Genomic DNA, 25,591 nt, shown 5'->3' with positions numbered 1-25,591 from the left:
GGAACCCTCTCGCGGGGCCGCTCGTTGCCCCATCCGAACCTTTCGTCCGAGTTGGTAGCAAATACACCAACCCGTTGTCCGATGTGGTCAGGAGAAGACTCAGTGCGTAAGTTGTGGTGTGCCGGAGCTGTCGCCGGCGGGATGTTCCTCCTGTTCGGAGCGGCTACGCCCGCCCAGGCAGACGTGGTCGGCGGCGCCGGAGCGGCCCGTGATCCCCTGCAGAGCGCTCTGCACGGCCTCGCCCACCCGTACGCGGCGACCAGTGACTGGCAGCTTTCCACCCCCATGGCGGCCGACCCGCTCAGCGGTCAGTCGCTCATCGAACTGCATCACGGCGACGAGCCCGACGCCGTGATGGGCGCCGGCGGCTACGGCGACGACGTCATCGACGCCGGCGCCATGGACGACGACGTCCTCGTCGACGACGAGGCCCCGATGGACCTCGACGACCAGCGTGGCGGCGAGAAGCCGTACGCCAAGCCGAACAAGAAGCCGGCGGTGGCCGACGCCGACGTGCTCAGCGGAACCAAGCCGAACCGCCCGAACAAGCACGGGTACGGCAACGACAGCAACACCCCGGCCGGCAACCTGCCGACCGGGAACCTGCCCGTCGGGAACCTGCCGATCGGCAGCCTGCCCTTCGGCACCCTGCCCCTGAACGCCCTCGCGGGTTCGGGCAACAGCATCGCCCTCCCCGGCCTGGCCCACAACCTGGCTCACGGGAACTACGGCGCGGGCAACGGCACCTCGCTCCCCGGCCTGGCCCACAACCTCGCCCACGGGAACTACGGTGCCTACGGCCTGGGCAACGGCAACCAGAAGCGGACCTACACCTACACCCACACCACCGTCTCCAACGGTGGCGGGGACTACGGCCTGGGCGGCCTGGGCCAGGGTCTCGCGAACTCCGGGCACAACGTGGCCCACGGCAACCTGGGCCAGCAGTTCGCCAACGCCGGGCACAACCTGGCGCACGGCGGCGGCCTCGGCTCGCTGACCGGGCTGCCGATGGCCGGCGGTCTCGGCCCGGCCGGCATCCCGGGCTTCCCGGGCCTCGGCGGCGGCCACCAGCAGGGTGGTGGCTACGGCCACCAGGCCGGCGGCTACGGCCACCAGGGTGGCAAGAACTGCGGCTGCGGGCACCTCACCGAGAGCGCCTCGGTCGACGACGAGGGCCCGCTGCTCGGTGGTCTCGGCGGGGTCGTCCCGGTGAGCAACAACGTGCAGAAGCGGGTCGGCACCGCCCTGGGCATGCCGGCCGGCGGTACGCCGGTCGACGACGACACCGACGAGCCGGTCCAGAAGGACAAGCACGACAAGAAGAAGCACAACGCCACCCAGTCGCCGAGCGCGGCACCGAGCGCGTCGGCCGCCACCCCGGCGACCACCGCCCCGGCGACCACCGGCACGATGGCGCCGACCGCCACCGCGACCGTGACCCCGTCCGCCACGCCGTCCGTGACCTCGAAGCAGGCCACGGCCGACGCGGGCACTGAGGACCCGGTCAAGGCCGACCCGCGCCTGTTCGAGGAGCCGGCCGAGGGCGTCCCCTCGACCAAGTAGTTCGAGCAGTCGCAGAACCCGCGGGAGCGCGTGCCGTACGTCCATCGGCGCGCGCTCCCGCGCTGTCGTCCGCCAGTCCCGCCGTGCCGGCTTCAGGCGCGGCCGGGATCCTCGACCAGATCCCAGCTGAGCAGGGTGAACGTCATCTCCTCGAGCGCCCCGGCCCGCCGGTAGGTCGCCAGCGCCGCCTTGTTGTCGGTCTCCGTCGCCACCCACATGCCGTAACAGCCGTTGCGCCGGGCCAGCTCCGCCAGCGCCTCGACCAGCGCCGCGCCGATGCCCTGCAACCGCGCCACCGGCGCCACCCCGAGCTCGTACACCAGCATCTCGGTGCCCTTGTCCGGATGTGTGGTCTCCACCCCGCTGATCATGCCGACCGCGCGGTCCGCGTCGTCGTACGCCAGCAGCAGATGGTGGGTGGGCTCGGACAGGAAACGACGGGTCGCCGCCTCGAGCGGCGGCGCGTCGAAGAGGTCGGCGGCACGCTGCACCTCGGCCACCGCGGTGGCTCGCTCGATCCGCATCCGTCAACGTTAACCAGGCCGGACGGCGTGACGAAGCACTCGATCGCTGGACACTGTCACGGCCGGTCGGTGGACTGATCAACCGCACGCCGGTCGGTAGCGTGGCGGCGGTACGAGCGGCGGAAGGGCAGCGTGATGGCGGCACAGGGCCACGACGAGACCAGGCAAGAGCCGGGCTCACCACCGGACCCGACCCGGATCGACCCGTCGTTCTCCGAACCCACCGTCGCCGACGTGCAGTACGCACGGCCCGTCGACCCGTGGGCCGAGGCGGAGGCGGCGGCCGTCGCGGCCGGCGGTCACCTGCCGTACCAGGTCAGCGGCCCCTCGGCGGGCACACCGGCGCCAGGGGTGGGCGACCCCGCGGGGAAGACCGGTGGACGGTCGCGCCGAGCGTACAGAATCGGTCTTTGGAGCACGGCAGGCGCCGCCGCCGTCGCACTCGGGGTGACCGCCGCGGTGGTCCTCTGGCCGAGCAGTTCGATCGACTTCCACCGCCTGGGCGAGCCGTCCGTCTTCACCCCCGGCATCGCGCTGACCTCGGCGTTCTCGGACGCGACGGTGATCGGCGACCGGGCCTACTACGTCAGTGCGGCCGCGAACGGGGTGGCCGCGGTGACCGCTGTCGACACGGCGAGCGGCGAGGAGCTCTGGCACGGGAACACCACCCTCTCCGCGGCTCGCTGGGACAGGCTGATCGCGACCGAGGCCGGTCCGCTGCTCGTCGCCGGGATCGGCAGTGGCAGCACGGAGACCCGGATGGAGCTGCTCGACGAGTCCGGCGGCGCCTCCGTCTGGCACCGGGACGGTCTGGCCGCCGCGGACAGCATCCACCTGGGAACCGGTGTCGTCTTCGTCGTCGCCGACGGCGGAAAGCTGCTGTACAGCCTGGATTCCGGCACCGGCGGGACGGTTCAGGTCACCAGGAACACCATCGGTTCGACCATCGTCGTGCCGACCACGCCGGCGGATCTGACCGGCCCGGCCGACGCGACCGGCACCGCGATCAACCCGGCCCTGGCGGACGACAACCCGTTCGTGCAGGTCACCTCACGCGGCGCGGTGATGGTCCGGGACATGCGCGAGCTCGGCACCACCGCCGAGCGGGACGAGATCGCCGCGACCGGCTCCGGCATGGTCGCGCACGACGGCCGGCTCTTCGTCCCGGAGAGCGGCAGTTCCCGGCGGATCTGGTCCTACGACCTGGCGAAGATCAACACGGCGGAGCCGGTGGCGCTCTACACCTCGCAACAGTCCGGCGCCGACCTCGGCAAGCTGACCCCGTGCGGCGAGCTGCTCTGCTTCGTGGAGACGCCGGGGTACGACCGGAAGAAAGCCGAAGTGGTGGCACTGGACGTGACCGGTCTCGGCGAGAAGTGGCGGCTCCCGGTCCCCGACGTCACCTCGCTGGTGCCGGTCGGCGACGCGGTCGCGGCGGTCACCACCACGACCACCACGCTCATCGGCGCGGACGGCAAAGCCGTGTGGAGCGATCAGCCCGGCGTCACGGTCCGCCTCAACGACGGCAATCTGCTGCGCTTCTCGGACGATCTGACCACCGGGTACGCGGAGGACCGCTCGGTGGCCGGAGTCCCGCTCGGCGGCGAGCCGGTCGAACTGGGCCAGGCCCTGGGCGTCCGGCCGGACACCTGCTCGTGGAACACCTACGCCCTGGCCTGTGTGGGCAAGGAGAACTTCGTCCTCTACCGGTTCTCCGAATAGTCCCCGTCATACGAGAACGGCCGGCCCCCGAAGGGACCGGCCGTTCTCAGTGTCCGGCGTCAGATCCGGATGCCGGTGCCGGCGTTGAACACGTGCAGCGCGGTCGGCTGCGGCTTGATGTAGACCGTCTCGCCCATGTTCGGCATGTTGCTGCGCTCGGTCCGCACCGTGAAACGCTCCTGGGTGCCGTCCAGGTCGGCGTGACCGTAGACGTTGGCGTCCGAGCCGAGGTCCTCGACCAGGTCGACGACGATCGGCAGCGCGTCGGGCGACTCGCTGACCACGGAGGCCGCCTCGGGACGGAACCCGATGGTGACCTTGCCGTCGCCGCTCTTCGCCGCCTCGACCTGCTCGCGGGTCAGCGGGATGGTGAGCGAACCGAACTTGCCGCCCGTCTCGGTCAGCGGAACGGTCTTGATGTTCATGGCCGGGGAGCCCATGAAGCCGGCGACGAAGACGTTGCCGGGGGTGTCGTAGAGTGCCCGCGGGGTGTCCACCTGCTGCAGCACGCCGTCCAGCATGACCGCCACCCGGTGACCCATGGTCATGGCCTCGACCTGGTCGTGGGTCACGTAGACCGTGGTGACGCCCAGCTTGGCCTGCAGGGACGCGATCTGCGAACGGGTCTGGACGCGGAGCTTGGCGTCGAGGTTCGACAGCGGCTCGTCCATGAGGAAGACCTGCGGCTTACGGACGATCGCGCGGCCCATGGCGACACGCTGACGCTGACCACCGGAGAGCGCCTTCGGCTTGCGGGAGAGATATTCCTCCAGCTGAAGCAGGGCGGCGGCCTCCTTGACGGCCTTGTCGATGTCGGCCTTCGGGGTCTTGCGCAGCTTCAGGGCGAAGGCCATGTTCTCGTACACCGTCATGTGCGGGTAGAGAGCGTAGTTCTGGAACACCATCGCGATGTCACGGGACTTCGGCGGGAGGTGCGTCACGTCCTTGTCGTTGATCAGGATGCGGCCGCGGTCGACATCCTCCAGGCCGGCGAGCATGCGCAGGCTGGTGGACTTGCCACAACCGGACGGGCCGACCAGGACGAGGAACTCGCCGTCGCTGATCTCGAGGTTGAGCTCGTTGACCGCGGGACGCTCGGTGCCCGGGTAGATCCGGGACGCCTTCTCGTAAGTGACGGTAGCCATGGTGTATCGACTTCCTTTCCACCGGCAGGAACGTGCCGGACGATCCGAGTAGAAGGAACAGCCCCGCCACCGTATTTCGTTTTGACCCACCTGCCAAGATGGTGACGGCATCTCGGGACGTTATGCTGACTTCCGACCCGCCCCTGTAGCTCAGCTGGCCAGAGCACCCGTCTTGTAAACGGGAGGTCGTCGGTTCGATCCCGACCGGGGGCTCCACTCGTTCTATTCCACCGCAATGCCGGCCCGGAACACGCGTTCAGGGCGCAGATCCGGGCTGAGAACGACCACATCGGCGCGCAGGCCCGGTGCCAGAGCGCCGAGCGTGTCCGCCAGGCCCAACAACCGGGCCGGGGTCGTCGAGGCCATCGCGGACGCCTCCGGCAGCGAGAGACCCGCCGCCACCGCGTTGCGCAGGGCACCGTCCATCGTCAGGGTGCTGCCCGCGATCGAGCCGTCCCGGACCAGCCGGGCCACCCGGTCGGCGACCACCACCTCCTGACCGCCCAGGTCGTACCGGCCGTCCGGCATGCCGGTGGCGTCCATCGCGTCGGTGACCAGCAGGGAGCGGTCCCGGCCGGCGCTGCGGGCGGCGAACGCCAGCATGCCCGGATGCAGGTGGATGTTGTCGGCGATCAACTCCACCGACGCCGTCGACGAGAGCAGGCCGACGACCGGGCCGGGCTCGCGGTGATGCGGCGGGCGCATGCCGTTGAACAGGTGGGTGGCGACCGACGCACCGGCTGCCACCCCGGCCAGGGTCTGGTCGTACGTCGCGTCGGTGTGCCCGACGGCGGCCAGCACCCCGTTGTCGCGCAGGAGACCGATCGCGTCCAGTGCGCCGGGCAGTTCGGGCGCGACGGTCATCATCCGGATCACGCCGCCGCCCGCCGCGAGCAGACCGGTCAGCTCGGCGGGCACCGGATCGCGCAGGTAGGCGGGGTTCTGGGCGCCGCAGCGGACGTGCGAGAGGTACGGGCCCTCGAAGTGGATCCCGGCGATGGTCCCGTCGGCGACCAGCGGACGGTACGCCCCGGTGGCGGCCAGCATCAGCTCGTACGGCGAACTCACCAGACTGGCCAGGATCGTCGTCGTGCCGTGCCGCAGGTGGAACCCGGCGGCGCCACGGGCCGCGTCCGGGTCGCCGGTGGTGAAGGTGTGCCCGCCGCCGCCGTGGCAGTGCAGGTCGACGAAGCCGGGCACGATCACGTCGTCACCGGCCGACGCATCCGGCACGATCGCGGTGATCGTCGGGCCGTCCAGGTCGAGGTGGCCGGTGACGACCGCGCCGGGGGTGACGATCCGGCCGGAGATGCGGGTCATGTGCTCTTTTCCTGGGCGGGGAGTGCGTCGAGGGCGAGCAGCGCGGCGCCCAGGCAGCCGGCGGCGTCGCCGAGTCCGGCCCGGACGATCTCCGGGGAGCGGTGGAAGGTGACCCGCGCGGCGACGGCGGCGCGAACCGGGGTGAGCAGCGCGTCGCCGGCTTCGGCCAGTCCACCGCCGAGGACGATCACGCCGACGTCGTACAGCGCCTGCGCGGTGATCAGCCCGTCGGCCAGGGCCTCGATCGCGTCCTGCCAGACCCGGACGGCCAGTTCCTCGCCCCGGGCGGCACGGGTGGTCACGTCGTACGCGGTCGCGCCCGGCTCGCCGGACAGCTCCGCGTACCGCCGCCCGATGGCCTTGCCGCCGGCCTCCGCCTCCAGGCAGCCGCGCATGCCGCAGCCGCAGGCGGTGCCGCCGGGGCGGACCACCACATGACCGAGTTCGCCGGCCGCGCCGTGGGCGCCCGGATAGGCGGCGCCGTCGATCACCAGACCAGCGGAGATGCCGGTGCCGATGGCCACGAACAGCACGTGCCGCCGACCCCGCCCGGCACCGAGCCGGGCTTCGGCGAGGGCGCCCACCCGCATGTCGTGGCCGAGCGCCACGGGCAGTTCCAGCCGCTGCACGGCCAGATCCCGCAGGGGTACGTCCCGGAAGCCCACATTCGCCGACCAGACCGCGACGCCGTTCTGTTCGTCGACGACCCCGGGCACCCCGATGCCGGCCGCGATCGGGGTGAGGCCGTCGGCCCGTGCCTTCCCGGCCAGCGACGCGGCGACGGCCAGGATGGTCTCGGTGACCGCCTCGGGGCCGCGGTCGGCCGGGGTGGCGTGCCGTTCCTCGTGGTGGACCGTGCCGTCCGGCCGGACCAGCGCACATTTCATTCCGGTGCCCCCGACGTCGAGGGCGACGACGACCTGATCGCTCACGTGAGGACCACGGAGCGGGTCAGGTTGCGGGGGTGGTCCGGGTCGACGCCCTGCGTGGTGGCCAGGAGCACGGCCACCCGCTGCGCCAGGACCAGGTCGGCCATCGGGTCCAGGGGTTCCCGGCCGCCGACCCAGCGGCCCAGCGAGGCGTACCCACCGTGGTGGCGGCTGTGCACGAACGCCGCGCCGGTGGCCTCCACCTCGTCGGCGAGACCGGCCGGCAGGTCGCCGAACGCCCACACCACGCGGCGCGGTCCGGCGATCGAGATGGGTCCGTGCCGATAGTCCATCGCCGGGTACGACTCGGTCCAGAAGCCGGCCGTCTCCCGGCACTTCAGGGCGGCCTCCTCGGCGAGGCCGACGGTCCAGCCCCGGCCGAGGAAGGTGATCTGGTCGAAGAGGGCCGGGTGCACCGGGAGCGGCAGCCGGACGGCCACCTCGGCGTCCTGCGCGGCGGCCTCGATGTCGGTGCCCAGGTGGGTGCGGAGCAGGGCGAGGACGCTGGTGGCGAAGCGGGTCTGCACGACCGACTGCTCGTCGGCGAAGTCGAGCACCACGGCGTGCCGGGCGATCTCGGCGGCCGGCTGGGAGCCGTCCGCGGTGATGGCGGTGACCGGGGTGTTCGCACCGGCCTCACGCATCACGTCGAGGGCCTCGGTGGTGGTGCCGGAGCGGGTGATCGCGACGATCCGGTCGTAGCGCCGTCCGTGCGGGAAGTCGGAGGCCTGGAAGGCGTCGGTCTCGCCCTGGCCGGCCTGCTCGCGGAGCACCGCGTACGACTTGGCCATGAACCAGGAGGTGCCGCATCCGACGACGGCGACCCGTTCGCCGGGAAGCGGGAGTCCCGGTGCGGTGGCTAGTTTCGCCGCCTGCCGCCAGCATTCGGGCTGGGTGGCGATTTCCGCTTTGACATGGCTCATGACTGTTCCTCACCGGTAGTTGCTGCGCGGTACCGCCCGTTACGGGGCATTACCGCGACAGAGCTGCGCATTAGCGCTCGTATCCCGGGTCTTTCGAGCGTTATTGTGCTCAGAACGTGGTCCGTGGAGCAAGGTCCTTCGGCCCTTTGCGCACCGGGTCGCTTTGCTTTCGGGTCTTTCGCGCACTAATGTGCACACACTTATCATGGAACGTGCAGCTGGGAGTGTCGGGTGGACCGGTACGCGCGGTGGAATGCCCTGCTCGAGCTACTCACCGAGAGCGGCAGGGTCTCGGTCGAGGAGGCCTCCGAACGCCTCGACGTCTCCCAGGCGACCATCCGGCGCGACTTCGACCAACTCGCCCAGCAGCAGATGATCACCCGGACCCGGGGCGGCGCGGTCGCCAACGGTGTCTCCTACGACCTGCCGCTGCGCTACAAGAGCGCCAAACACTCCGCCGAGAAGCAGCGGATCGGCGAGGCCGCCGCCCGCCTGGTCGAACCCGGCACCGTCGTCGGCCTCAACGGCGGCACCACGATCACCGAGGTGGCCCGTGCCCTGGCGGTACGCCCCGACCTGAACGCCGGCGGTGACGGCGCCCAGCTGACCGTGGTCACCAACGCACTGAACATCGCCAACGAGCTGCTGCTCCGCTCCCGCATGAAGATCGTGGTGGCCGGCGGCGTGGTCCGGCCGCAGTCCTTCGAGGTGGTCGGCCCGCTCGGCGGGGCGCTGCTCAAGGAGGTCACCCTCGACATCGTGCTGCTCGGCGTCGACGCGCTCGACGTGGAGCTGGGCGCGGCGTCACACCATGAGGGTGAGGCCGCGATGAACAGCCTGATGGTGGCCCGGGCCAAGCGGGTCGTGGTGATCGCCGACTCGTCCAAGCTGGGCGGTCACGCGTTCGCCCGGATCTGCCCGATCGACAGGATCGAGACCCTGGTGACGGATTCCGGGGCGTCGCCCGCGGTGATGGCCGCGTTCCGCGAGGCGGGCGTGGACGTCATCACCGCCTGAGGCCGGCTTCGTCAGCGCCCGAGGTCTGCTTCATCGTCGCCTGAGCCCGGGTTCACCGTCTCCTGAGCTCGGGGATCACCGTCTCCTGGTGCGGGCCCTCGCCGAACGCAGGCGGCGCAGGCGGCCGATCAGCACCGGGTCCTGCTCGAGGGCCGCGGGATTGTCCAGGAGCGCGTTCAACAGCTGGTAGTAACGGGTCGAGGACAGCTCGAAGGCGTCCCGGATCGCCTGCTCCTTGGCGCCCGCGTGTTTCCACCACTTCGCCTCGAACGCGAGGATCTTCGCCTCCCGCTCGGAAAGGGCGGGCGCCGGAGCCGAAGTCGGAGCCGGTTCGAGTGGTGACGCCTCCGGGTGCGGCGCGGTTTCCAGTGGTGGGGCCTCCGCGTGGGGCGCGGTCTCCAGCGGTGGGGCCTCCGCGCGCGGCGCGGTCTCCAGTGGTGAGGCCTCCGCGCGCGGCGCGGGGATGTGCTGCTCGCCGAGTATGAGTTCCTCGGCCTGCTGTTCTCCGGTGGGTTCAGCGGCGGGCGGCATGACACTCCCAAACGGCAGCGGCGGGAAATCGGTCCGCACGGATATACGCGGGGATCACCAGCATAAACATGGCCGGTGACCCCCGCGCACGTTACCTCAAGCGATGTCCCGCTTACGGAAAGTCCACATTGCCACCACCGTGACGAGGACGAACAGCGCAGTCAGCAGTCCACCGGCCATCTGCCAGGTGATGGTGAAGACCGGTTGTTCGCAATTCCCGCCGGACGCATAGTCACAAGGGGCCGACCAGTCGATCACCTCCGCCGACTTGTACATCCAGGCGGTCACCCACTTGTCCGCCAGGTAGAGGTCGGCGTACCGCGCCGAGGCCATGTTCAGCACCGTGCTGAGGCCGAACTGCATCACCACCAGCGCACCGATCGCGACACCGAACGCCGCCGCGGTGTGCCGGCCGATCGAGGCCAGACCGAACCCGAGCGCCCCGGCGACCACCACCAGCGCCAGTGCCCGCAGACCGGTCAGACCGAACGACTGCCACACACCCGGCGTCAGTTTGCCCAGATCGCCGCGGAACCGGCCGATCGCCCAGAACGTCGCGGTCCACAGCAGACCGGTCACCACGGTCAGGCCGACCAGCCCGGCGAGCAGCGCGCCCAGCTTGGTGAGCAGCACCTGCGCCCGCCGTGGACGCCACAGCAGCAGGTTCATCATGCCGCCGTTACGCCACTCGACACCCACGAACGAGGCGCCGATCGCAAACGCCACCATTGCCAGCAGCGCCGTCAGCACCACCAGCATGTCCTCGAAGCTCTCCCCGAAATTGAAGGAGAACGGGAGATACCACTGGGCTTCGTAGTCCCCGGGGGTCGGCTGGTAGATGGAGTCGCAGTCGCCGCCGTACGCCGCCGAATCCACCGCGCAGAGCCGTTTCTCCTCCGCGGCGTACTCCAGGGCGCTCTGATACTCCGCGGTCGCCTGCGTCTGGGCCCGCGCCGTCACCGCCGGGGTGAGCTTCGTGCTGAAGATCCCGACCCCGCCGACGATCAACCCCAGCACCAGCAGCGTCAGGACCACGAACACCCGGGTGAACCGTCGTTTGACCAGTCGTCGCGTCTCGGCCCGATAGAGGCTCACCGACCCCACCCTCCACCCGCGGCGGCGACCTGGTCGACCTGCCGGTTCTCTCCGTCGACCGGCGCGGTGCCGGTCAGTTCCAGGAAGACGCTCTCCAGGTCGGCTGAGATCGGCGTCAGCTCGGCCACGAAGATCTGCTGCTCGGCGAGCAGCTTGGTGATCTGCGCCGGATTGCCCGCGTTGCCGACCACGAAGTGATCACTCTCCAGGCGTACCTCGGCACCGGCGGTCCGCAGCAGCTGCGCGGCGTTCAGCAGGTCGACGCCCGGCTCCAGCCGGACCTTCACCGACGCCGACGTGTGCTGGGCCAGCACGTCGGCCACCGACCCGGACGACACCCGGCGGCCGGCCGCGATGATCGTCACCGAGTCGCAGATCAGCTGGATCTCGCCGAGGATGTGGCTGGACAGCAGCACGGTCATGCCGGAATCCGACAGGTCACGCATCAGGGTGCGCATCTCCCGGATCCCGCCCGGGTCCAAGCCGTTCGCCGGCTCGTCCAGGATCAGCAGCTTCGGCTCCTTGAGCAGTGCCGACGCCACGGCCAGACGCTGCTTCATGCCCAGCGAATAGGTCTTCACCTTCTCCTTGGCCCGCTCCCGCAGACCGACCAGCTCCAGCACCGCGTGCACCCGGTTGCGGTTCACGTCGCCGGCGATGGCGAGCAGGGTCAGCGTCTCCAGCGCGGTGAAATTGCCGAAGAACTGCGGGCTCTCCACGATCGCGCCGACCCCGGAGGCCACCTCCGGCAGGTGACGGGGCACCTCGTGGCCGAGGATCGCCATGCGGCCCTCGTTCGGCCGGATCAGGCCGAGGAGCGTCCGCAAGGTGGTGGTCTTGCCCGACCCGTTGGGGCCGAGGAACCCGTGCACCTGGCCGGCCTCCACCAGCATGTCGAAGCCGTCCAGCGCGTTCCGGACACCCTTGCGGCTGCGATAGGTCTTCCGCAGCCCTGATATCTCGAGTACGGCGGTCATCGCCGCACCTTAAGTGATCACCCCAAATTCCGGTGCCCGGTCACTGCGGGGCGTGGTTGTCGGCGTACGCCTGCAGCCACGCGACCTGGTCGGGGTCCAGGGACGCCCGAACGCGCCGGCGGGCCGTCGCCACGTTGGCCGCGGTGACCGTCGTGGCCTCCAGCGAGTCCCGCATGGCGGCCAGCGCCGCCTCGCGGATCAGCGCCGAACAGTCGGCCGCCGAGAACCCCTCCAGCTCGGCGCCGAGCGCGACCAGGTCGACCGCCTCGTCCAGCGGGACCGACTTCGCCGACGCCCGCAGGATCGCGGTACGGGCCTCGGCGTCCGGCGGCGGCACGAAGACCAGACGCTCCAGGCGGCCGGGACGCAGCAGGGCCGGGTCGATCAGGTCGGGACGGTTGGTCGCGCCGATCACCACCACGTTGCGCAGGTCCTCGACCCCGTCCAGCTCGGTGAGCAGTGCGGCCACCACTCGGTCGGCGGTGCCGCCGTCGGTGGCCTGACCGCGCGTCGGCGCCAGCGCGTCCACCTCGTCCAGGAACACCAGGGTCGGCGCGGCCTCCCGGGCCCGGCGGAAGAGTTCCCGGACCGCCCGTTCGCTGTCGCCCACCCACTTGCTGAGCAGCTCGGCGCCCTTGACCGAGAGCACGTTCGCCTTGCCGGTGCCGGCGATCGCCTTCACCAGGTACGTCTTGCCGCAGCCGGGTGGGCCGTAGAGCAGCACACCCCGGGGCGGCGAGACACCGAGCCGGGCGAACGTGTCCGGATAGGTCAGCGGCCACAGCACCGACTCGGTCAGCACCTGCTTGACGTCGGCCATGTCGCCGACGTCGTCCAGGGTCACCGCGGCCACCTCGAGCGTGGAGTCGGCCATCGAGGTGGGCCGGACCACGTCGAGGGCGGCCTCGAAATCGGCCATCGTGACCGTCGGCGAGGCGGCGTCCTTCTGGCGCAGTGCCGCCCGGACACCGGCCTCCCGGGCCAGCGCGCCCAGGTCGGCCGCGACGAAACCGGGGGTACGCCCGGCCACGTCGTCCAGCCGGACGTCCTCGGCGAGCGGCATCCCGCGGGTCAGCACCCCGAGCTGTTCCCGGCGCATCGCGGCGTCCGGAAGCGGCACGGTCAGCTGCACGGCGAGCAGGTCCGGGGCCCGCAGCGCCGGGTCGACCGACTCCGGCTTGCTGGTGGTGCAGACCACCGCCGCGCCACCGGCGACGATCTCGGTCAGCACCTGGCGGAACACGGTGGAGATCGGTCCCGGCTCGTCGCGGGGGGCGAGCGCCTCGACGTCCGAGACGAGAAGGACGGACGGCTCGGCGGCGGCCGCCGCCGACGGGACCAGCTCGCGCAGCCGTGCGGCCGCCGCGTTGTTGGTGAGCGCGGCCAGCTCCGGCGCCCAGACCGTGCGGACCCGGGCGCCGACCGTCGCGCCGACCGCCCGGACCAGCGCCGACTTGCCGGAACCGGACGGCCCGGAGAGCAACACGCCGAGCGCGACCCGGGTGCCCAGGCGTTGCAGCACCTCGCGGTGGTGGAACCCCAGGTCGAGCAGCTCCTCCAGCTCCTTGGCCTGGGCGCGCAGACCGGGCAGGTCGTCGAGGCTGGGCGGCGGCACCTCGGGGTCGGTCGAGGCGGGCGCCTCGGCGTGCACCGGCCGGGTGGCCGCGGTGCCGGCCGCCGCCGCGGTGGGGCCGTCCTGCCAGCCGACCACGGTGTCCATGGTGACCAGCGCGGCGTTCCCGGCGTTCCCGGCGTTCCCGGCGGTCACGTCGACGACGGACAGCAGGGTGCTGGTCCAGGCGTAGCCGACCCGGTTGGCGAGACTGCGCCGGGCCGCCTCGACCAGCGACCGGTTGCCGGAGTCGGCGAAGACGTCCTGCGGCAACAGCGACACGTCGTCGCCGGCACTGACCACCTTGCCGAGCAGGGCCAGCCGCAGCATCTCCGGGGAGACCACGGCGACGATCTCGGCCGGGCCGGCGAGCGTCACCCGGCGGGCCGGGACCACCGGGATCGGGGTGACCGTGACCTGGCCGCCGTCGCGCATGCCCAGATTGCCGAGAGTGAGGTCGTCGGCGTAGAGCAGCGCCCGGCTCGAGGTCGCCTCGGCCCGGGCCACCAGGCCGGCCGTGGTGCGGCCGGGACCGGTCAGCCGGACCGGGGCGCCGGGCCGTAACGCGAGGGCCGCGATCACCTCCGGATGCAGGCGGACGATGCCGCGCCGCGCGTCGAGGGCCGCGGACCGCAGGGTCACGGTCAGCGTGAGATCATCAGCCACCGCGGATGCCTCCGATCGATCGTGGGGCTCTGGCGTGGTCCACGCTATCCGCCGTGGGGTCGCTCAGCGCTCCCCACTCCGTGACCAGCCTTCGGGGAGGCTCTGGATGAGGCGTAGTCCTTTCATCGCTCTGACCGCCGTGCTCGCTCTGACCGCACTCGCCGGTTGCAGCGACGACGAGGAGAAGGCGGCTCCGGCCGCGAGCAGCTCGGCCGCGGTCGCAGGCGCGGGTGACGCGTCGGCGGAGGCATCGGCGGTGCCGAAGGCCGAGCGCACCGAGCCGGGCGGGGAGGGCACCGGGACCGCGGGACGGTCGCCGTTCCAGATCGGTGCCGCCGGTCTCGGTCCGTACCAGGTGGACGAACTGCAGACCGACCTCGTCGAGGGTGAGATGCTCAGCAACCCGGCCGACGCGGCGGGCTGCACCACCGGCACCGGCTCGGAGATGTTCGGCTCGCCCACGGTGCTGCTGACCGGTGGCAAGGTGGTGCAGGTCAAGGGCACCGCCGCCACGCTGTCCACCGCGGAGGGTGTGAAGATCGGCGCGACCCTCGCCGAGGTGCAGGCGGCGTACCCGTCCGGCACGGCGGTCACCGCCGCGTCCGGCACCCAGGGGTGGAAGGTCGTCGAGGAGACCAACGCGCTGCTCTTCGAGATCACCGGCGACAAGGTGAGCGCTCTGGTCGGCGGTCTGGCCACGAGCGTCGACAAGACCTTCACCACCGGCCAGGGTTGCTGAGAGACAGCGTCGCCATCACTGAGAGCCGAGGTCAGGGCTGCTGAGAGCGTTCACAGCCGCTACTCAGCCGTGAGCGGATAGCGTGTCCGCCATGTCTGCCCTGTCCGCCGGGTTGCGGCGCATGCTGCCCCGGCCCACCCGGCGCCGGGCCCTCTCCGGCGCCGTCGCGCTCCTGATCATCGCCGGCGCTGCCGTCTGGGCCGTACGCCCGGAACGTGACCCCTGGACCGCGGAGGACCTGCGGCTCACCGTCCGTTCCGGGCCGGCCGACGACGAGCAGCTCGACCTCGACGCGCGGTTCTACCTGCCCCGGGACTCCTCCGGCAAGGTTCCGGCGGTGCTGCTCGCCCACGGGTTCGGCGGCACCAAGCAGTCGGTCCGGGACGAGGCCGAGAAGCTGGCCGAGCAGGGCTACGCGGTGCTGACCTGGACCGCCCGCGGTTTCGGCCGCAGCGGCGGGCAGATCCACCTGGACCACCCGGACTACGAGGTCAAGGACGCCCAGCGCCTGGTCGACTGGCTGGCGACCCGGGACGAGGTGGCCACCGACGCCGCCGGCGACCCCAAGGTCGGCGTGGTCGGCGGCTCGTACGGCGGGGCCCTCGCCCTGCTCCTGGCCGGCCAGGACCAGCGGGTCGACGCGATCGTCCCGTCGATCACCTGGAACGACCTGGGCCGGGCGTTCCTGCCGCAGTCCGCGGACACCACGGTGACCGGTGTGTTCAAGAAGGCCTGGGCCGGGATGTTCTTCGGCAACGGCGCGGCGACCGGCGAATCCGCGGTCACCAACCTGACCGGCGGCGGCGAGGAGGCGCCCGGCCCGGGCGGCGCCGGCACCGGCGGCGGCCCGGAGACGACCAACCCCGCCTGCGGACGGTTCTCCGAGGCGATCTGCGCGGCGTACCTGCAGATGGCCACCGCGGGCACCCCCGACGAGGCGACCCTGGCGCTGCTGGCGCAGTCCAGCCCGGCCGCCGTCCTCGACAAGATCAAAGCGCCGACGCTGCTGGTCCAGGGAGCCGTCGACAGCCTGTTCCCGCTCTCCGAGGCGGACGCCAACGCCCGTGGCATCGCCGCGACCGGCACCCCGGTCAAAGTCGCCTGGTTCACCGGCGGCCACGACGGCGGCACCGGACCGACCACCGACTCCGACCGGATCGAATACCTGACGGTCCAGTGGCTGAACCACTACCTCAAGGGTGACGGTGACGCGCCCGGCGACGACTTCACCTGGTCCCGGGTGGCCGGCTACAGCGCCACCGACCGCGGCCTGGTCACCAACGGCTACTCCGCGGGGGCGTACCCCGGACTGGGCGGCACCGGCTCCACCGAGGTGACCCTGACCGGTGAGGCGCAGCAGATCGCCAACCCGCCGAACGGCAACCCGGGCGCGATCTCCTCGCTGCCCGGCCTGACCAGCCGACTGTCCTCGCTGCTCAGCGGGGGTGTCGCCGCCGACGTGCCGGGGCAGAACGCGAGCTTCCCGTCCGCCGCGATCACCGGCGCGATCGAAGCGGGCGGCGCGCCCACGGTCCGCCTGCGGGTCGCCTCGCCGACCGGTGAGGCCACCGTCTTCGTCAAGCTGTACGACGTCGACCAGAACGGTGCGTCCACGCTCAGCGCGGGCCTGGTCGCCCCGGTCCGGCTCACCGGCCTGCCCGCCACCATCGACCAGGCGCAGCCGGTCACCGTGACCCTGCCGGCGATCGTCCGGCGGATCGAGGCCGGCCACACCCTGAAGGTCGTCGTCGCCACCAGCGACCAGGCCTACCTCACCCCGGCCGCCCCGGCCGTCTACGCCGTCGCGGTCGACCCCGTGCTGACCCTGCCGACGCTGGCCGGCACCCGGATCGCCGACGCCGGCACCATCTGGTGGTGGGTGCTCGCCGGCGTGGTCGGGGCGATCCTGCTCGGACTGGCCCTGATCCTGCTGATCCGCCACCTGCGGCAGCGCCGCCGGGAGAGCACCGTCACCGAGGAGTACGCGGACACCCCGCTCGCGGTGTTCGGGCTGCGCAAGGCGTACGGGGACGGCTTCGTGGCGGTCCAGGAGATCAGCTTCACGGTCCAGCGCGGCCAGGTCGTCGGCCTGCTCGGACCCAACGGCGCGGGCAAGACCACCACGCTGCGGGTGCTGATGGGCCTGACCCAGCCGACCAAGGGCGAGATCTACGTCTTCGGCCACCGTCTGGTTCCGGGCGCACCCATCCTGTCCCGGGTCGGCGCGCTCGTCGAGGGCCCCGGCTTCCTGCCGCACCTGAGCGGCTACGAGAACCTGAGGGCGTACTGGCGGGCCACCGGCCGGCCGTGGGAGGACGCCCGGTTCGACGAGGCGCTGGAGATCGCCGGACTGGGTGACTCGGTGCACCGCCGGACCCGCAAGTACAGCCACGGCATGCGGCAGCGTCTCGCCATCGCCCAGGCCATGCTCGGCCTGCCCGAACTGCTGGTGCTCGACGAGCCGACCGACGGGCTGGACCCGCCGCAGATCGCCGAGATGCGCCGGGTGTTGCAGCGGTACGCCACCGACGGCCGGGCGGTGCTGGTCTCCAGTCACCTGCTCGCCGAGGTGGAACAGACCTGCACGCACGCGGTGGTGGTCAACAAGGGCCGGATCGTGGCGTCCGGCCCGGTCGGCGACATCGTCGGCGACTCGCCGTCGGTGCAGGTCGACGTGACCGACGTGCCGGCCGCGACCCGGGTCCTGGAAGAGCTGGGCGTGACCACGCTCGGCACCGAGGGCACGAGCGGACTGATCGTGGACACCAACGGCACGCCTCGCTCCGAGGTGGTCGCCTCGCTGGTGGGCGCGGGCATCGGCGTGGAACGTCTGGTGCCGCGCCGGCGTCTCGAGGACGCGTTCCTGGCCCTGGTGGGCGACAATTCGCGGGGAAGTGGAGACCGATGAGCGCCTCGGCGGCGACCGGCTACAAGGCGTCACGCACCATGCCGATCTGGGCGGAGGTGCGGCGTCAGGCGTCCCGGCGGCGGACCCAGCTGGCCCTGGGCTTCATGGTGCTGCTGCCGGTGATCATCCTGCTGGCCTTCGAGTTCGACACCGACCGGCGCGACGACGACGGCGGTGGCGGCGGGGGCGCGTTCAGCAGCCTGGCCGACCTGGCCACCTCCGGCGGACTGAACTTCACCCTGTTCTGCCTGGCCGTCTCGTCGAGCTTCCTGCTGGTCGTGGTCGTGGCGTTGTGCTTCGGCGACACGGTCGCCAGCGAGGCCTCCTGGGGCAGCCTGCGATACCTGCTGGCGATTCCGGTGCCGCGGGCACGGCTGCTCGGCGTCAAGCTGATCGTGGCCGCCGGATACTCCCTGGTGGCGCTCTTCCTGCTGGCCGGAACCGGGATGCTGCTCGGCACGATCCGCTACGGCTGGGGTCCGCTGGGCAGCAGCATCGCGGCGGAGATCCCACCGGGTGAGGGTGTGCTGCGGCTGCTGGGCATCCTGGCGTACTTCGCGGTCACCCTGCTGGTCGTCGCGGGCCTGGCGTTCCTGCTGTCGGTGCTGACCGACGCGGCGCTGGGCGCGGTCGGCGGCGCGGTGCTGCTCTGGATCCTGTCCAGCATCCTGGACCAGATCGAGGCGCTCGGGACGATCCGCAACGCGCTGCCGTCGCACTACAACGACGCCTGGATGGGGCTGCTCTCCACCCCGATCCAGACCGAGGACCTGGCCAAGGGGGCGATCTCCGCGGTCGTCTACGCGACGATCTTCTGGTCGGTGGCGTTCTACCGCTTCACCCGCAAGGACGTCACCTCGTAAATGCGTTGACCCCGCGGTCCGGGACTTCGAAGATCGAGCGCGATGCCGAACTTCGAGATCCGGGCCGCGCGGTCCGGTGACGCCGCCGGGGTGGTCGCTCTCCGAGCCGAGATCCACCCTTATCTGGTACGCGGTGAGCACGCCACCAGGCACACCATCACCGCACCGCCGACGGCCGAGCAGTGGGGTTGTTTCGTGGCGGTCCGTGCCGGCGAGGTGGTCGGCTGGGTGGCCGGCCTGCGCAATCTGGGCTCCGCCGAACCGGACTTCGGCCAGATCCTCCAACTCCAGGTGCACCCGTCGTATCGGTGCCGGGGCATCGGCGGCGCCCTGTTCACCGCGGTCACCGATCATCTGCGTTCGATCGGCATCCGCCGCACGGCCGCGCTGACCACCCCGGAGGCGCTCGACTTCGCCCGCCGCCGCGGCTTGGAGCCGACCCGCGAGGTGCGCTACTCCGCCCTCGACCTGAGCCCCCTCGTCTCCCCGCCGGTGCCGCCCGTGGGGATCCGGCTCGTTCCGCTGATCGACATCTCCGCCCACGATCTGTATGCGGCCGACCGGCTGGCCACCGCCGACGAACCCGGTGACACGCCCACGGCTCCGATCCCGTTCGACTCGTGGCGGCAGGACGTCTGGGACAACCCTGATCTGGATCGGTCCGCGAGCACGGTTGCGATGGCCGGGGACGACCCGATCGGGTACTCCCTGATCCTGCGGGACGGTCACCGCGCCTGGTCCGACATGACCGCCACCGTTCCCGCGTTCCGGGGGCGTGGCGTGGCTCTGGCGGCGAAGACGGCGGCTCTGCTGCGGGCGGCCGAACACGGGGTGACGGTCGCCTACACCGCCAATGACGAGTCCAACGTCGCCATGCTCGCCGTCAACGCCCGTCTCGGCTACCGGCCGATCGCCCGCCAGTTCTCCGGCGTGATCACCCTCTAGTCAAGGTTCCTGCCCGGCATCCGCGTGGTGATGTGCGGCGCTGAGTGCGGCTGAGGTCACCATGCGGATGGGCTTCGTGCCCTTACCACGGAACGTGTCTGGGTTTTTCGGGCGTCACCACTCACGCAGGCCGCCCGGTGGCTCTCGCGGGTTGGACGCGTAGCGGCCAGCGGGAGTCGCCGGGCCCTCGGCGGGAGCGACGGTCTGTACCCACCACCCCGCTACGACATGGTTCTTAAGCTTTTGAAGTGTTTTGCTCGTATTTTGGCGCTGACCGTCGATAACTCGCTCACACCTCGGGAATCATCTTCGAGGATCCCGAGAGGGCGTCGTAAGGTGGCGGTAACAACTGAATACCTCATCCAGAGGGGCAGAGGGATACGGCCCGACGAAGCCCCGGCAACCACCGTGCATGTCTCGATGACGAGGCCGCGCGCGGCAGGTGCTAATTCCGTCCCCGTTTCGGCAGGTCGCCGCGGGGAAAGATGAGAGGGAAGGCCTCGATGACGTCTGCCGTCAGTGCACCTGTCTCCACCGAATCTCCGGCCCGTGGGCTGATCTGCCGCGCGTGTGGTGCCGAATACCCGCTCGCCGCGCAGCACGCTTGTTACGAATGTTTCGGCCCGCTCGAGGTCGCCTATGACGAGGCGGCGCTCGCGCGGGTGACCCGGGCCCAGATCGAGGCGGGTCCGCAGAACATCTGGCGCTACGCCGGGCTGCTTCCGGCCGGGCAGAACCCGGACACCCGGGTGACGCTCGACCCCGGTCTGACCCCGCTGGTCGCCGCGCCCGCGCTGGCCGAGGCGATCGGTCTGAGCGCGCCGCTGTGGGTGAAGGACGACTCGCAGAACCCGACGCACTCGTTCAAGGACCGGGTCGTGTCGGTGGCGCTGACCGCCGCCAAGGAGCTGGGCTTCAAGCGGTTCTCGTGCGCCTCGACGGGCAATCTGGCCAACTCGGTCGCCGCCCACGCGGCCCGGGCCGGGGTGCCGAGCATCGTCTTCATCCCCTCCGACCTGGAGCAGGGCAAGATCATCACCACCGCGGTGTACGGGGGTGAGCTGGTCGCGATCGAAGGTTCCTACGACGACGTCAACCGGCTCTGCAGTGAGCTCGTGGAGACCGACGAGTTCGAGGACACCGCGTTCGTGAACGTGAACGTCCGTCCGTTCTACGCCGAGGGCTCCAAGACCCTGGGGTACGAGGTCGCCGAGCAGCTGGGCTGGCGCATCCCGGCCCAGGTCGTCATCCCGATGGCGTCCGGTGAACTGCTCACCAAGGTGGACAAGGCGTTCAGCGAGCTGGTCGAGATCGGACTGGCCACGGCGCCCGAGGGCGGCTGGACCGTGTTCGGTGCGCAGTCCGAGGGCTGTAACCCGATCGCCGTCGCCCTGCACGCCGACACCGATGTGATCACCCCAGTGAAGCCGACCGGCATCGCCAAGTCGCTCAACATCGGCGACCCGGCGGCCGGCCCGTACGCGATCGAAGCCGTCAAGCGCACCGGCGGCTGGATGGACTACGCGAACGACGACGAGATCCGCGACGGCATCCGGCTGCTGGCCGAGACGACCGGCGTGTTCGCCGAGACCGCCGGCGGCACCACGGTGGCGGTGCTCAAGAAGCTGGTGGCGAGCGGCAGGCTGGACCCGTCGAAGGAGACGGTGGTCTACAACACCGGCGAGGGCCTGAAGACGCTCGACGCGGTGGCCGGCCAGGTTGGACCCACCCACACCATCAAGCCGTCGCTGCGCGGCGCCCGCGAGGCCGGACTGCTGGGATAGCTGTCCGTAATCGGTGTCCTGCCGGTTGTTGAAGATTCCCTCCTTCGAGGACTTGCGGGGCGTCTAGAAAAACGTGCAAGATGCATGCGCGGGAGGACGCGACGCCGTACGAGGCCCCTCACCTGAGCTTGGCGACAATCTCGAGGGACCCAACGACCCAGTGCTGACCCAATGGCTACGTGCCAGGAGGTGCTGTGCGTCCGTCCTCCCGACCAAACTTCAGCCATGTGCGCAGCGGCAGATCCTCGGGATAACCGCCCTCGCGCAGGCCGGCCCGCTTCTCGAAGACGTTCCGGGCGCCGAACGACGGCGTGACGCAGATCGAATACCCGCAGGCCAGCCAATAGGCCGGCCAGAACAGTGGGCCCAGGATCGCGTACTGGGCCGTGTGGTGGGTCTCGTGGGCCAGCAGGGCGGATCGTCTGTCGTCCAGCAGCCACTCGGCGCTGTGCCTCGTGATGATCACTGAGCCGACCGTGAAGCAGGATGCCGCGGGCGTCCGGAAGCGGTAGTTCTCGGCGATCAGGATGCCGTCCGGGGCCCTTCGGATCCGTGAACCGGCGGCGACGGCGATCAGTAGGCCGGCGGCGGTGGTGCCGTTCAAGGTGTTGACCACGCTTCTGAGGCGATTTTTCATGCTTTACGGCGCATTTGTAGCTCGGTGAGCTCCGGGACGGTCGGGTGCGGCAGGCGGACACCGGTGTCGGCGAAACCCAGTTTCTCGTACGCCCGGACGGCCCGGTCGTTGCCGACCACCACCTCGAGCATCAGCTCGTCACGCCCGGACGCCACCGACCAGTCGGCCACCGCGTCGACCATCTGCGCCAGCACCTTGCCACCCCGGTAGGCCGGGGTGAGGTAGACCGCGAAGACCACCGTGCAGCCCGGCTCGTCGGCCAGGGTGGTGCCGCCGGCGTGCCCGATCAGCGGGCCGCCCGGGTCGGCGATGAACTGTGCCGTCCCCGATCCGAAGGCCGCCTGCACGATCCGCTGCCGGTAACTCTCGTGCGGCCGGGCCGCGGCCTGGGCGAGCGTCTCCAGGAACGCGAGCGGACTGTCCGCGAGCATCTCCAGGCGCAGGGCTCGCATCCGTCCCGCGTCCTCCGGGGTGACCCGCCGAACCGTCCAGTTGTCCATACCGTACTCACTACCGCTCCCAGTGCCGGGCGGCAACCAGGTTGACGTAAACCGAACTTTTCCCGCCCCTGTTCGGAGGGCGTCGCACGCCTGAGCTGGGCGTTCAAGATCTTTGCAGGGAAACCGAACACGGCTCGCGAGTTTCGCGGGAAGATGGGCTTCCTTGCACTCGGCCTGGGGGAGTGCTAAACAAGTGATTGGCACTCGCGCCACGTGAGTGCCAGCAGGTCGGGACGGTGGGGTTCCGTCCGGGGCGTTGCCATCGGCGCTTCGGCACGAAACCGGTCGTCGCGGGCTTTCCGGCTCGGCCTGAGGACGTCACATCGCCAGGTGGTGACGTCCACAGACGTTCCTCAACATGCGGAGAGCGGGGCCGAACAGGTCCGGCTGCCGCGGGATGTCCGGGAGGACAACGCCGTATGGCCAAGATCATCGCATTCGACGAGGAGGCTCGTCGGGGCCTCGAGCGCGGCATGAACCAGCTTGCCGACGCCGTCAAGGTGACGCTCGGCCCCAAGGGCCGCAACGTCGTCCTCGAGAAGAAGTGGGGCGCCCCCACGATCACCAACGATGGTGTGTCCATCGCCAAGGAGATCGAGCTCGAGGACACCTTCGAGAAGATCGGCGCCGAGCTGGTCAAGGAGGTCGCCAAGAAGACCGACGACGTGGCCGGTGACGGCACGACGACCGCGACCGTCCTGGCGCAGGCGCTGGTCCGTGAGGGCCTGCGCAACGTCGCCGCCGGCGCCAACCCGATGGCCCTGAAGCGGGGCATCGAGGCCGCCGTGGCGAGCGTCTCCGAGGGCCTGTCGCAGCTGGCGAAGGACGTGGAGACCAAGGAGCAGATCGCCTCCACCGCCTCCATCTCCGCCGGTGACTCCACGGTCGGCGAGATCATCGCCGAGGCCATGGACAAGGTCGGCAAGGAAGGCGTCATCACCGTCGAGGAGAGCAACACCTTCGGTCTCGAGCTCGAGCTCACCGAGGGCATGCGCTTCGACAAGGGCTTCGTCTCGGCGTACTTCATGACCGACGCGGAGCGTATGGAGGCCGTCTTCGACGACCCCTACATCCTGATCGCCAACAGCAAGATCTCCGCGGTCAAGGACCTGCTGCCCGTCCTCGAGAAGGTCATGCAGTCGGGCAAGCCGCTGATCATCATCGCCGAGGACGTCGAGGGCGAGGCCCTGGCGACCCTGGTGGTCAACAAGGTCCGTGGCACCTTCAAGTCCGTCGCCGTCAAGGCCCCGGGCTTCGGTGACCGCCGCAAGGCCATGCTGGAGGACATCGCCATCCTGACCGGTGGCGCCGTCATCAGCGAAGAGGTCGGCCTCAAGCTCGACGCCGCCGACCTGACCCTGCTGGGCTCCGCCCGCAAGGTCGTCATCACCAAGGACGAGACCACCATCGTCGACGGTGCCGGCAACGCCGAGCAGATCCAGGGCCGGGTCAACCAGATCCGCGCCGAGATCGAGCGCTCGGACTCCGACTACGACCGTGAGAAGCTGCAGGAGCGTCTGGCCAAGCTGGCCGGCGGCGTTGCGGTCATCAAGGTCGGCGCGGCCACCGAGGTCGAGCTCAAGGAGCGCAAGCACCGCATCGAGGACGCCGTTCGCAACGCGAAGGCGGCCGTCGAGGAGGGCATCGTCCCCGGCGGTGGCGTGGCGCTGGTCCAGGCCGGCAAGACCGCGTTCGACAAGCTGGACCTGTCCGGCGACGAGGCCACCGGTGCCAACATCGTCAAGGTCGCGCTCGACGCCCCGCTGCGTCAGATCGCCGTGAACGCCGGCCTCGAAGGCGGCGTCGTGGTGGAGAAGGTGCGCAACCTCGAAGCGGGTTGGGGCCTGAACGCCGCGAACGGCGAGTACGTCGACCTCCTGGCCGCGGGCATCATCGACCCGGCCAAGGTCACCCGCTCGGCGCTGCAGAACGCCGCGTCGATCGCCGCGCTGTTCCTCACCACCGAGGCCGTCGTGGCCGACAAGCCCGAGAAGAACCCGGCCCCGGCCGGCGCCCCGGGCGGCGGTGACATGGACTTCTGAGTCCAGTCGTAAGGCATGACGGAGGCGGGCCGCTCTTTCGAGCGGCCCGCTTCCTGTTTCGCCCCGTTCCTGCGCTCGCGGTCGTTCTGCCACGCCGTCACCCGCGCTTATCCCGTTGCCGTTGCCGCTGGCTGTGTTGTGCCTTTCCGAGCCGCTCGGGATGTCGTGCTTTCCGTGTCGTCGTCTTTCGCGCATCGCCTACACGCCGCGGGCGAGACGGCCGATCCCGCCGTGCATGACGGTTGACCGAACCAACCGACGGCTGGCCCTGTTCATGACAGCTGACCCTGTTCACGACGGCCGGCCTTGTTCACGACGGCCGGCCCTGTTCACGACGGCTGGCCTTGTTCGACGACGGTCGACCGGGCCAGACGACGGTCGAGCTGGTAATCAGCCGTAGGCGGAGCCGAACCGACCAGGAGCCGCAGATGACGGCCGGGCCGGTACTTCCGTTCCTGGCGATTGAGTTTTTCCTCTTGGAGAGCCGTAGCGACGGCTTAGCCAGCCGAGCCGTGGTCCACGGTCTTTCCGTGGGTCGAAGGCAGCCATGAAGTGCGGCTGGGCGTCCCGGGCCGTCGTCCATGGTTCATCTGTGGGTCGAAGGCAGCCATGAAGTGCGGCTGGGCATCCCGGGCCGTGGTCCACGGTCCATCTGTGGGTCGAAGGCAGCCATGAAGTGCGGCTGGGCACCCCGGGCCGTCGTCCACGGTCCATTCGTGAGCCGAGAGCAGCCATGGGACACGGCCGGGCGTCCCGGGCCGTCGTCCATGGTTCATCCGTAAGCCGATGGCAACCGTGGCGTACGGCTGGCGACCGCGAGCCGTCGTCTGCGGTCGTCTGACGCCGGCAGGCGGCGGTCGGATTGTTCCCGCCGTTACTGGTGGTTGAGCTGTGCCTCCCGTAGAGCCGTGGCTGACGGTTCAGCTGGTCGAGCCGTCAGCCACGGTTCACACACGAGCAATAAGGGTGCCCGCCGGAGAACAGCCCTGGAGCACGGCCGGAAAACCGAGCTGCGGCATTCTTCGAGTCATGGGGTAGAGCGTGAGGTCAGGCACGTCAGCCCTCGCCCACCCGAACCGGGCCACTCAGATCGGGACGTTACCGCAGGGAAAGTCCTACGTCTGAGGGTTCATCCAGCATTCGCTCGGC

Annotated in this window: 20 protein-coding genes, 1 tRNA gene and 1 riboswitch; of the genes, 10 read left to right on the top strand and 11 right to left on the bottom strand. The window is 70.5% G+C overall.

Going from position 1 to position 25,591, the window contains the following annotated elements:
• The first annotated feature begins 102 nt into the window (after nt 1-102).
• The gene (locus QSK32_RS41675; RefSeq protein ID WP_285475073.1) at nt 103-1,563 is read left to right on the top strand and encodes a hypothetical protein; all 1,461 of its coding nucleotides are present in this window, start codon (nt 103-105) and stop codon (nt 1,561-1,563) included.
• Nucleotides 1,564-1,655: 92 nt separating this feature from the next.
• Here QSK32_RS41675 and QSK32_RS41670 read toward each other — a convergent pair whose 3' ends face one another.
• On the bottom strand, nt 1,656-2,087 hold the full coding sequence (locus tag QSK32_RS41670) for a GNAT family N-acetyltransferase (RefSeq protein ID WP_285475072.1): 432 nt from the start codon (nt 2,085-2,087) through the stop codon (nt 1,656-1,658).
• Nucleotides 2,088-2,222: 135 nt separating this feature from the next.
• Here QSK32_RS41670 and QSK32_RS41665 point away from each other — a divergent pair, with 135 nt between their 5' ends.
• Entirely contained in the window at nt 2,223-3,809 is a 1,587-nt protein-coding gene (locus QSK32_RS41665) for a PQQ-binding-like beta-propeller repeat protein (protein ID WP_285475071.1), read from the top strand.
• 59 nt (nt 3,810-3,868) lie between these two features.
• Here the strand turns inward: QSK32_RS41665 and QSK32_RS41660 are convergent, their stop codons facing one another.
• Nucleotides 3,869-4,954, bottom strand: coding sequence for an ABC transporter ATP-binding protein (locus QSK32_RS41660; RefSeq protein WP_045744516.1), 1,086 nt, complete (start codon nt 4,952-4,954; stop codon nt 3,869-3,871).
• A gap of 139 nt (nt 4,955-5,093) precedes the next feature.
• On the opposite strand from QSK32_RS41660, the gene QSK32_RS41655 reads away from it, so the two are divergent.
• Nucleotides 5,094-5,170 (top strand) — tRNA-Thr (locus QSK32_RS41655).
• Nucleotides 5,171-5,176: 6 nt separating this feature from the next.
• On the opposite strand, the gene nagA is transcribed toward QSK32_RS41655, so the two are convergent.
• From nagA to QSK32_RS41640, 3 genes are read right to left on the bottom strand one after another with little or no spacing between them, the layout of a single operon-like run.
• Nucleotides 5,177-6,274: an N-acetylglucosamine-6-phosphate deacetylase gene (nagA, locus tag QSK32_RS41650; protein ID WP_285475070.1), complete on the bottom strand. Its 1,098-nt coding sequence runs from the start codon at nt 6,272-6,274 to the stop codon at nt 5,177-5,179.
• Nucleotides 6,271-7,206 carry an ROK family protein gene (locus tag QSK32_RS41645; RefSeq protein ID WP_045744518.1) on the bottom strand — a complete coding sequence of 312 codons (936 nt, stop codon included), beginning with the start codon at nt 7,204-7,206 and terminating at the stop codon, nt 6,271-6,273. The genes nagA and QSK32_RS41645 overlap by 4 nt, the downstream gene beginning before the upstream one ends.
• The gene (locus tag QSK32_RS41640; RefSeq protein WP_045744519.1) at nt 7,203-8,126 is read right to left on the bottom strand and encodes an SIS domain-containing protein; all 924 of its coding nucleotides are present in this window, start codon (nt 8,124-8,126) and stop codon (nt 7,203-7,205) included. Before QSK32_RS41640 ends, QSK32_RS41645 begins: the two co-directional genes overlap by 4 nt.
• Nucleotides 8,127-8,357: 231 nt before the next feature.
• Here QSK32_RS41640 and QSK32_RS41635 point away from each other — a divergent pair, with 231 nt between their 5' ends.
• Complete coding sequence (locus QSK32_RS41635) at nt 8,358-9,143, top strand: DeoR/GlpR family DNA-binding transcription regulator (RefSeq protein ID WP_045744520.1); 786 nt, start codon at nt 8,358-8,360, stop codon at nt 9,141-9,143.
• Nucleotides 9,144-9,218: 75 nt separating this feature from the next.
• Here the strand turns inward: QSK32_RS41635 and QSK32_RS41630 are convergent, their stop codons facing one another.
• The 4 genes from QSK32_RS41630 to QSK32_RS41615 form a co-directional block, all read right to left on the bottom strand.
• Nucleotides 9,219-9,674, bottom strand: coding sequence for a DUF3263 domain-containing protein (locus QSK32_RS41630; protein WP_285475069.1), 456 nt, complete (start codon nt 9,672-9,674; stop codon nt 9,219-9,221).
• A 96-nt stretch (nt 9,675-9,770) separates the two neighbouring features.
• Nucleotides 9,771-10,769 (bottom strand): ABC transporter permease, encoded by a 999-nt coding sequence (locus QSK32_RS41625; protein ID WP_285475068.1) that lies wholly within the window; start codon nt 10,767-10,769, stop codon nt 9,771-9,773.
• Entirely contained in the window at nt 10,766-11,746 is a 981-nt protein-coding gene (locus tag QSK32_RS41620; protein WP_045744521.1) for an ABC transporter ATP-binding protein, read from the bottom strand. The genes QSK32_RS41625 and QSK32_RS41620 overlap by 4 nt, the downstream gene beginning before the upstream one ends.
• Before the next feature lie 40 nt (nt 11,747-11,786).
• Complete coding sequence (locus QSK32_RS41615; RefSeq protein ID WP_285475067.1) at nt 11,787-14,024, bottom strand: AAA family ATPase; 2,238 nt, start codon at nt 14,022-14,024, stop codon at nt 11,787-11,789.
• Nucleotides 14,025-14,130: 106 nt separating this feature from the next.
• Here QSK32_RS41615 and QSK32_RS41610 point away from each other — a divergent pair, with 106 nt between their 5' ends.
• The 5 genes from QSK32_RS41610 (at nt 14,131) to thrC (ending at nt 21,263) form a co-directional block, all read left to right on the top strand.
• Entirely contained in the window at nt 14,131-14,763 is a 633-nt protein-coding gene (locus tag QSK32_RS41610) for a hypothetical protein (protein ID WP_157411210.1), read from the top strand.
• 91 nt (nt 14,764-14,854) lie between these two features.
• Nucleotides 14,855-17,671 carry an alpha/beta fold hydrolase gene (locus QSK32_RS41605; RefSeq protein WP_285475066.1) on the top strand — a complete coding sequence of 939 codons (2,817 nt, stop codon included), beginning with the start codon at nt 14,855-14,857 and terminating at the stop codon, nt 17,669-17,671.
• On the top strand, nt 17,668-18,534 hold the full coding sequence (locus QSK32_RS41600) for an ABC transporter permease (RefSeq protein ID WP_045744525.1): 867 nt from the start codon (nt 17,668-17,670) through the stop codon (nt 18,532-18,534). Before QSK32_RS41605 ends, QSK32_RS41600 begins: the two co-directional genes overlap by 4 nt.
• A 42-nt stretch (nt 18,535-18,576) precedes the next feature.
• A complete protein-coding gene (locus QSK32_RS41595) occupies nt 18,577-19,479 on the top strand; it encodes a GNAT family N-acetyltransferase (RefSeq protein ID WP_285475065.1) in 903 nt (300 codons plus the stop codon).
• A 355-nt stretch (nt 19,480-19,834) separates the two neighbouring features.
• Nucleotides 19,835-19,971, top strand: a riboswitch (SAM riboswitch).
• An 11-nt stretch (nt 19,972-19,982) separates the two neighbouring features.
• Nucleotides 19,983-21,263 (top strand): threonine synthase, encoded by a 1,281-nt coding sequence (gene thrC / locus QSK32_RS41590; RefSeq protein ID WP_045744527.1) that lies wholly within the window; start codon nt 19,983-19,985, stop codon nt 21,261-21,263.
• A 175-nt stretch (nt 21,264-21,438) separates the two neighbouring features.
• Here the strand turns inward: thrC and QSK32_RS41585 are convergent, their stop codons facing one another.
• Both QSK32_RS41585 and QSK32_RS41580 read right to left on the bottom strand, forming a co-directional pair.
• On the bottom strand, nt 21,439-21,879 hold the full coding sequence (locus QSK32_RS41585; protein ID WP_285475064.1) for a hypothetical protein: 441 nt from the start codon (nt 21,877-21,879) through the stop codon (nt 21,439-21,441).
• Nucleotides 21,880-21,896: 17 nt separating this feature from the next.
• Nucleotides 21,897-22,400, bottom strand: a complete 504-nt coding sequence (locus QSK32_RS41580; protein ID WP_045744529.1) for a GNAT family N-acetyltransferase — start codon at nt 22,398-22,400, stop codon at nt 21,897-21,899.
• A gap of 419 nt (nt 22,401-22,819) precedes the next feature.
• Here QSK32_RS41580 and groL point away from each other — a divergent pair, with 419 nt between their 5' ends.
• Entirely contained in the window at nt 22,820-24,442 is a 1,623-nt protein-coding gene (groL, locus tag QSK32_RS41575) for a chaperonin GroEL (RefSeq protein ID WP_045744530.1), read from the top strand.
• The last annotated feature ends 1,149 nt before the right edge of the window (nt 24,443-25,591 follow it).

The sequence above is a fragment of the Actinoplanes sp. NBRC 101535 genome (assembly GCF_030269225.1).
GTDB lineage: Bacteria > Actinomycetota > Actinomycetes > Mycobacteriales > Micromonosporaceae > Actinoplanes > Actinoplanes rectilineatus.
This window is presented reverse-complemented; position numbering and strand designations above follow the sequence as displayed.

Excerpts from the sequence above, each read along its gene's own strand:
- QSK32_RS41670 (WP_285475072.1), bottom strand. The coding sequence starts at position 2,087 with ATGCGGATCGAGCGAGCCACCGCGGTGGCCGAGGTGCAGCGTGCCGCC.
- QSK32_RS41665 (WP_285475071.1), top strand. The coding sequence starts at position 2,223 with ATGGCGGCACAGGGCCACGACGAGACCAGGCAAGAGCCGGGCTCACCA.
- QSK32_RS41660 (WP_045744516.1), bottom strand. The coding sequence starts at position 4,954 with ATGGCTACCGTCACTTACGAGAAGGCGTCCCGGATCTACCCGGGCACC.
- nagA (WP_285475070.1), bottom strand. The coding sequence starts at position 6,274 with ATGACCCGCATCTCCGGCCGGATCGTCACCCCCGGCGCGGTCGTCACC.
- QSK32_RS41640 (WP_045744519.1), bottom strand. The coding sequence starts at position 8,126 with ATGAGCCATGTCAAAGCGGAAATCGCCACCCAGCCCGAATGCTGGCGG.
- QSK32_RS41630 (WP_285475069.1), bottom strand. The coding sequence starts at position 9,674 with ATGCCGCCCGCCGCTGAACCCACCGGAGAACAGCAGGCCGAGGAACTC.
- QSK32_RS41620 (WP_045744521.1), bottom strand. The coding sequence starts at position 11,746 with ATGACCGCCGTACTCGAGATATCAGGGCTGCGGAAGACCTATCGCAGC.
- QSK32_RS41610 (WP_157411210.1), top strand. The coding sequence starts at position 14,131 with ATGAGGCGTAGTCCTTTCATCGCTCTGACCGCCGTGCTCGCTCTGACC.
- QSK32_RS41605 (WP_285475066.1), top strand. The coding sequence starts at position 14,855 with ATGTCTGCCCTGTCCGCCGGGTTGCGGCGCATGCTGCCCCGGCCCACC.
- QSK32_RS41600 (WP_045744525.1), top strand. The coding sequence starts at position 17,668 with ATGAGCGCCTCGGCGGCGACCGGCTACAAGGCGTCACGCACCATGCCG.
- QSK32_RS41595 (WP_285475065.1), top strand. The coding sequence starts at position 18,577 with ATGCCGAACTTCGAGATCCGGGCCGCGCGGTCCGGTGACGCCGCCGGG.
- thrC (WP_045744527.1), top strand. The coding sequence starts at position 19,983 with ATGACGTCTGCCGTCAGTGCACCTGTCTCCACCGAATCTCCGGCCCGT.
- QSK32_RS41580 (WP_045744529.1), bottom strand. The coding sequence starts at position 22,400 with ATGGACAACTGGACGGTTCGGCGGGTCACCCCGGAGGACGCGGGACGG.
- groL (WP_045744530.1), top strand. The coding sequence starts at position 22,820 with ATGGCCAAGATCATCGCATTCGACGAGGAGGCTCGTCGGGGCCTCGAG.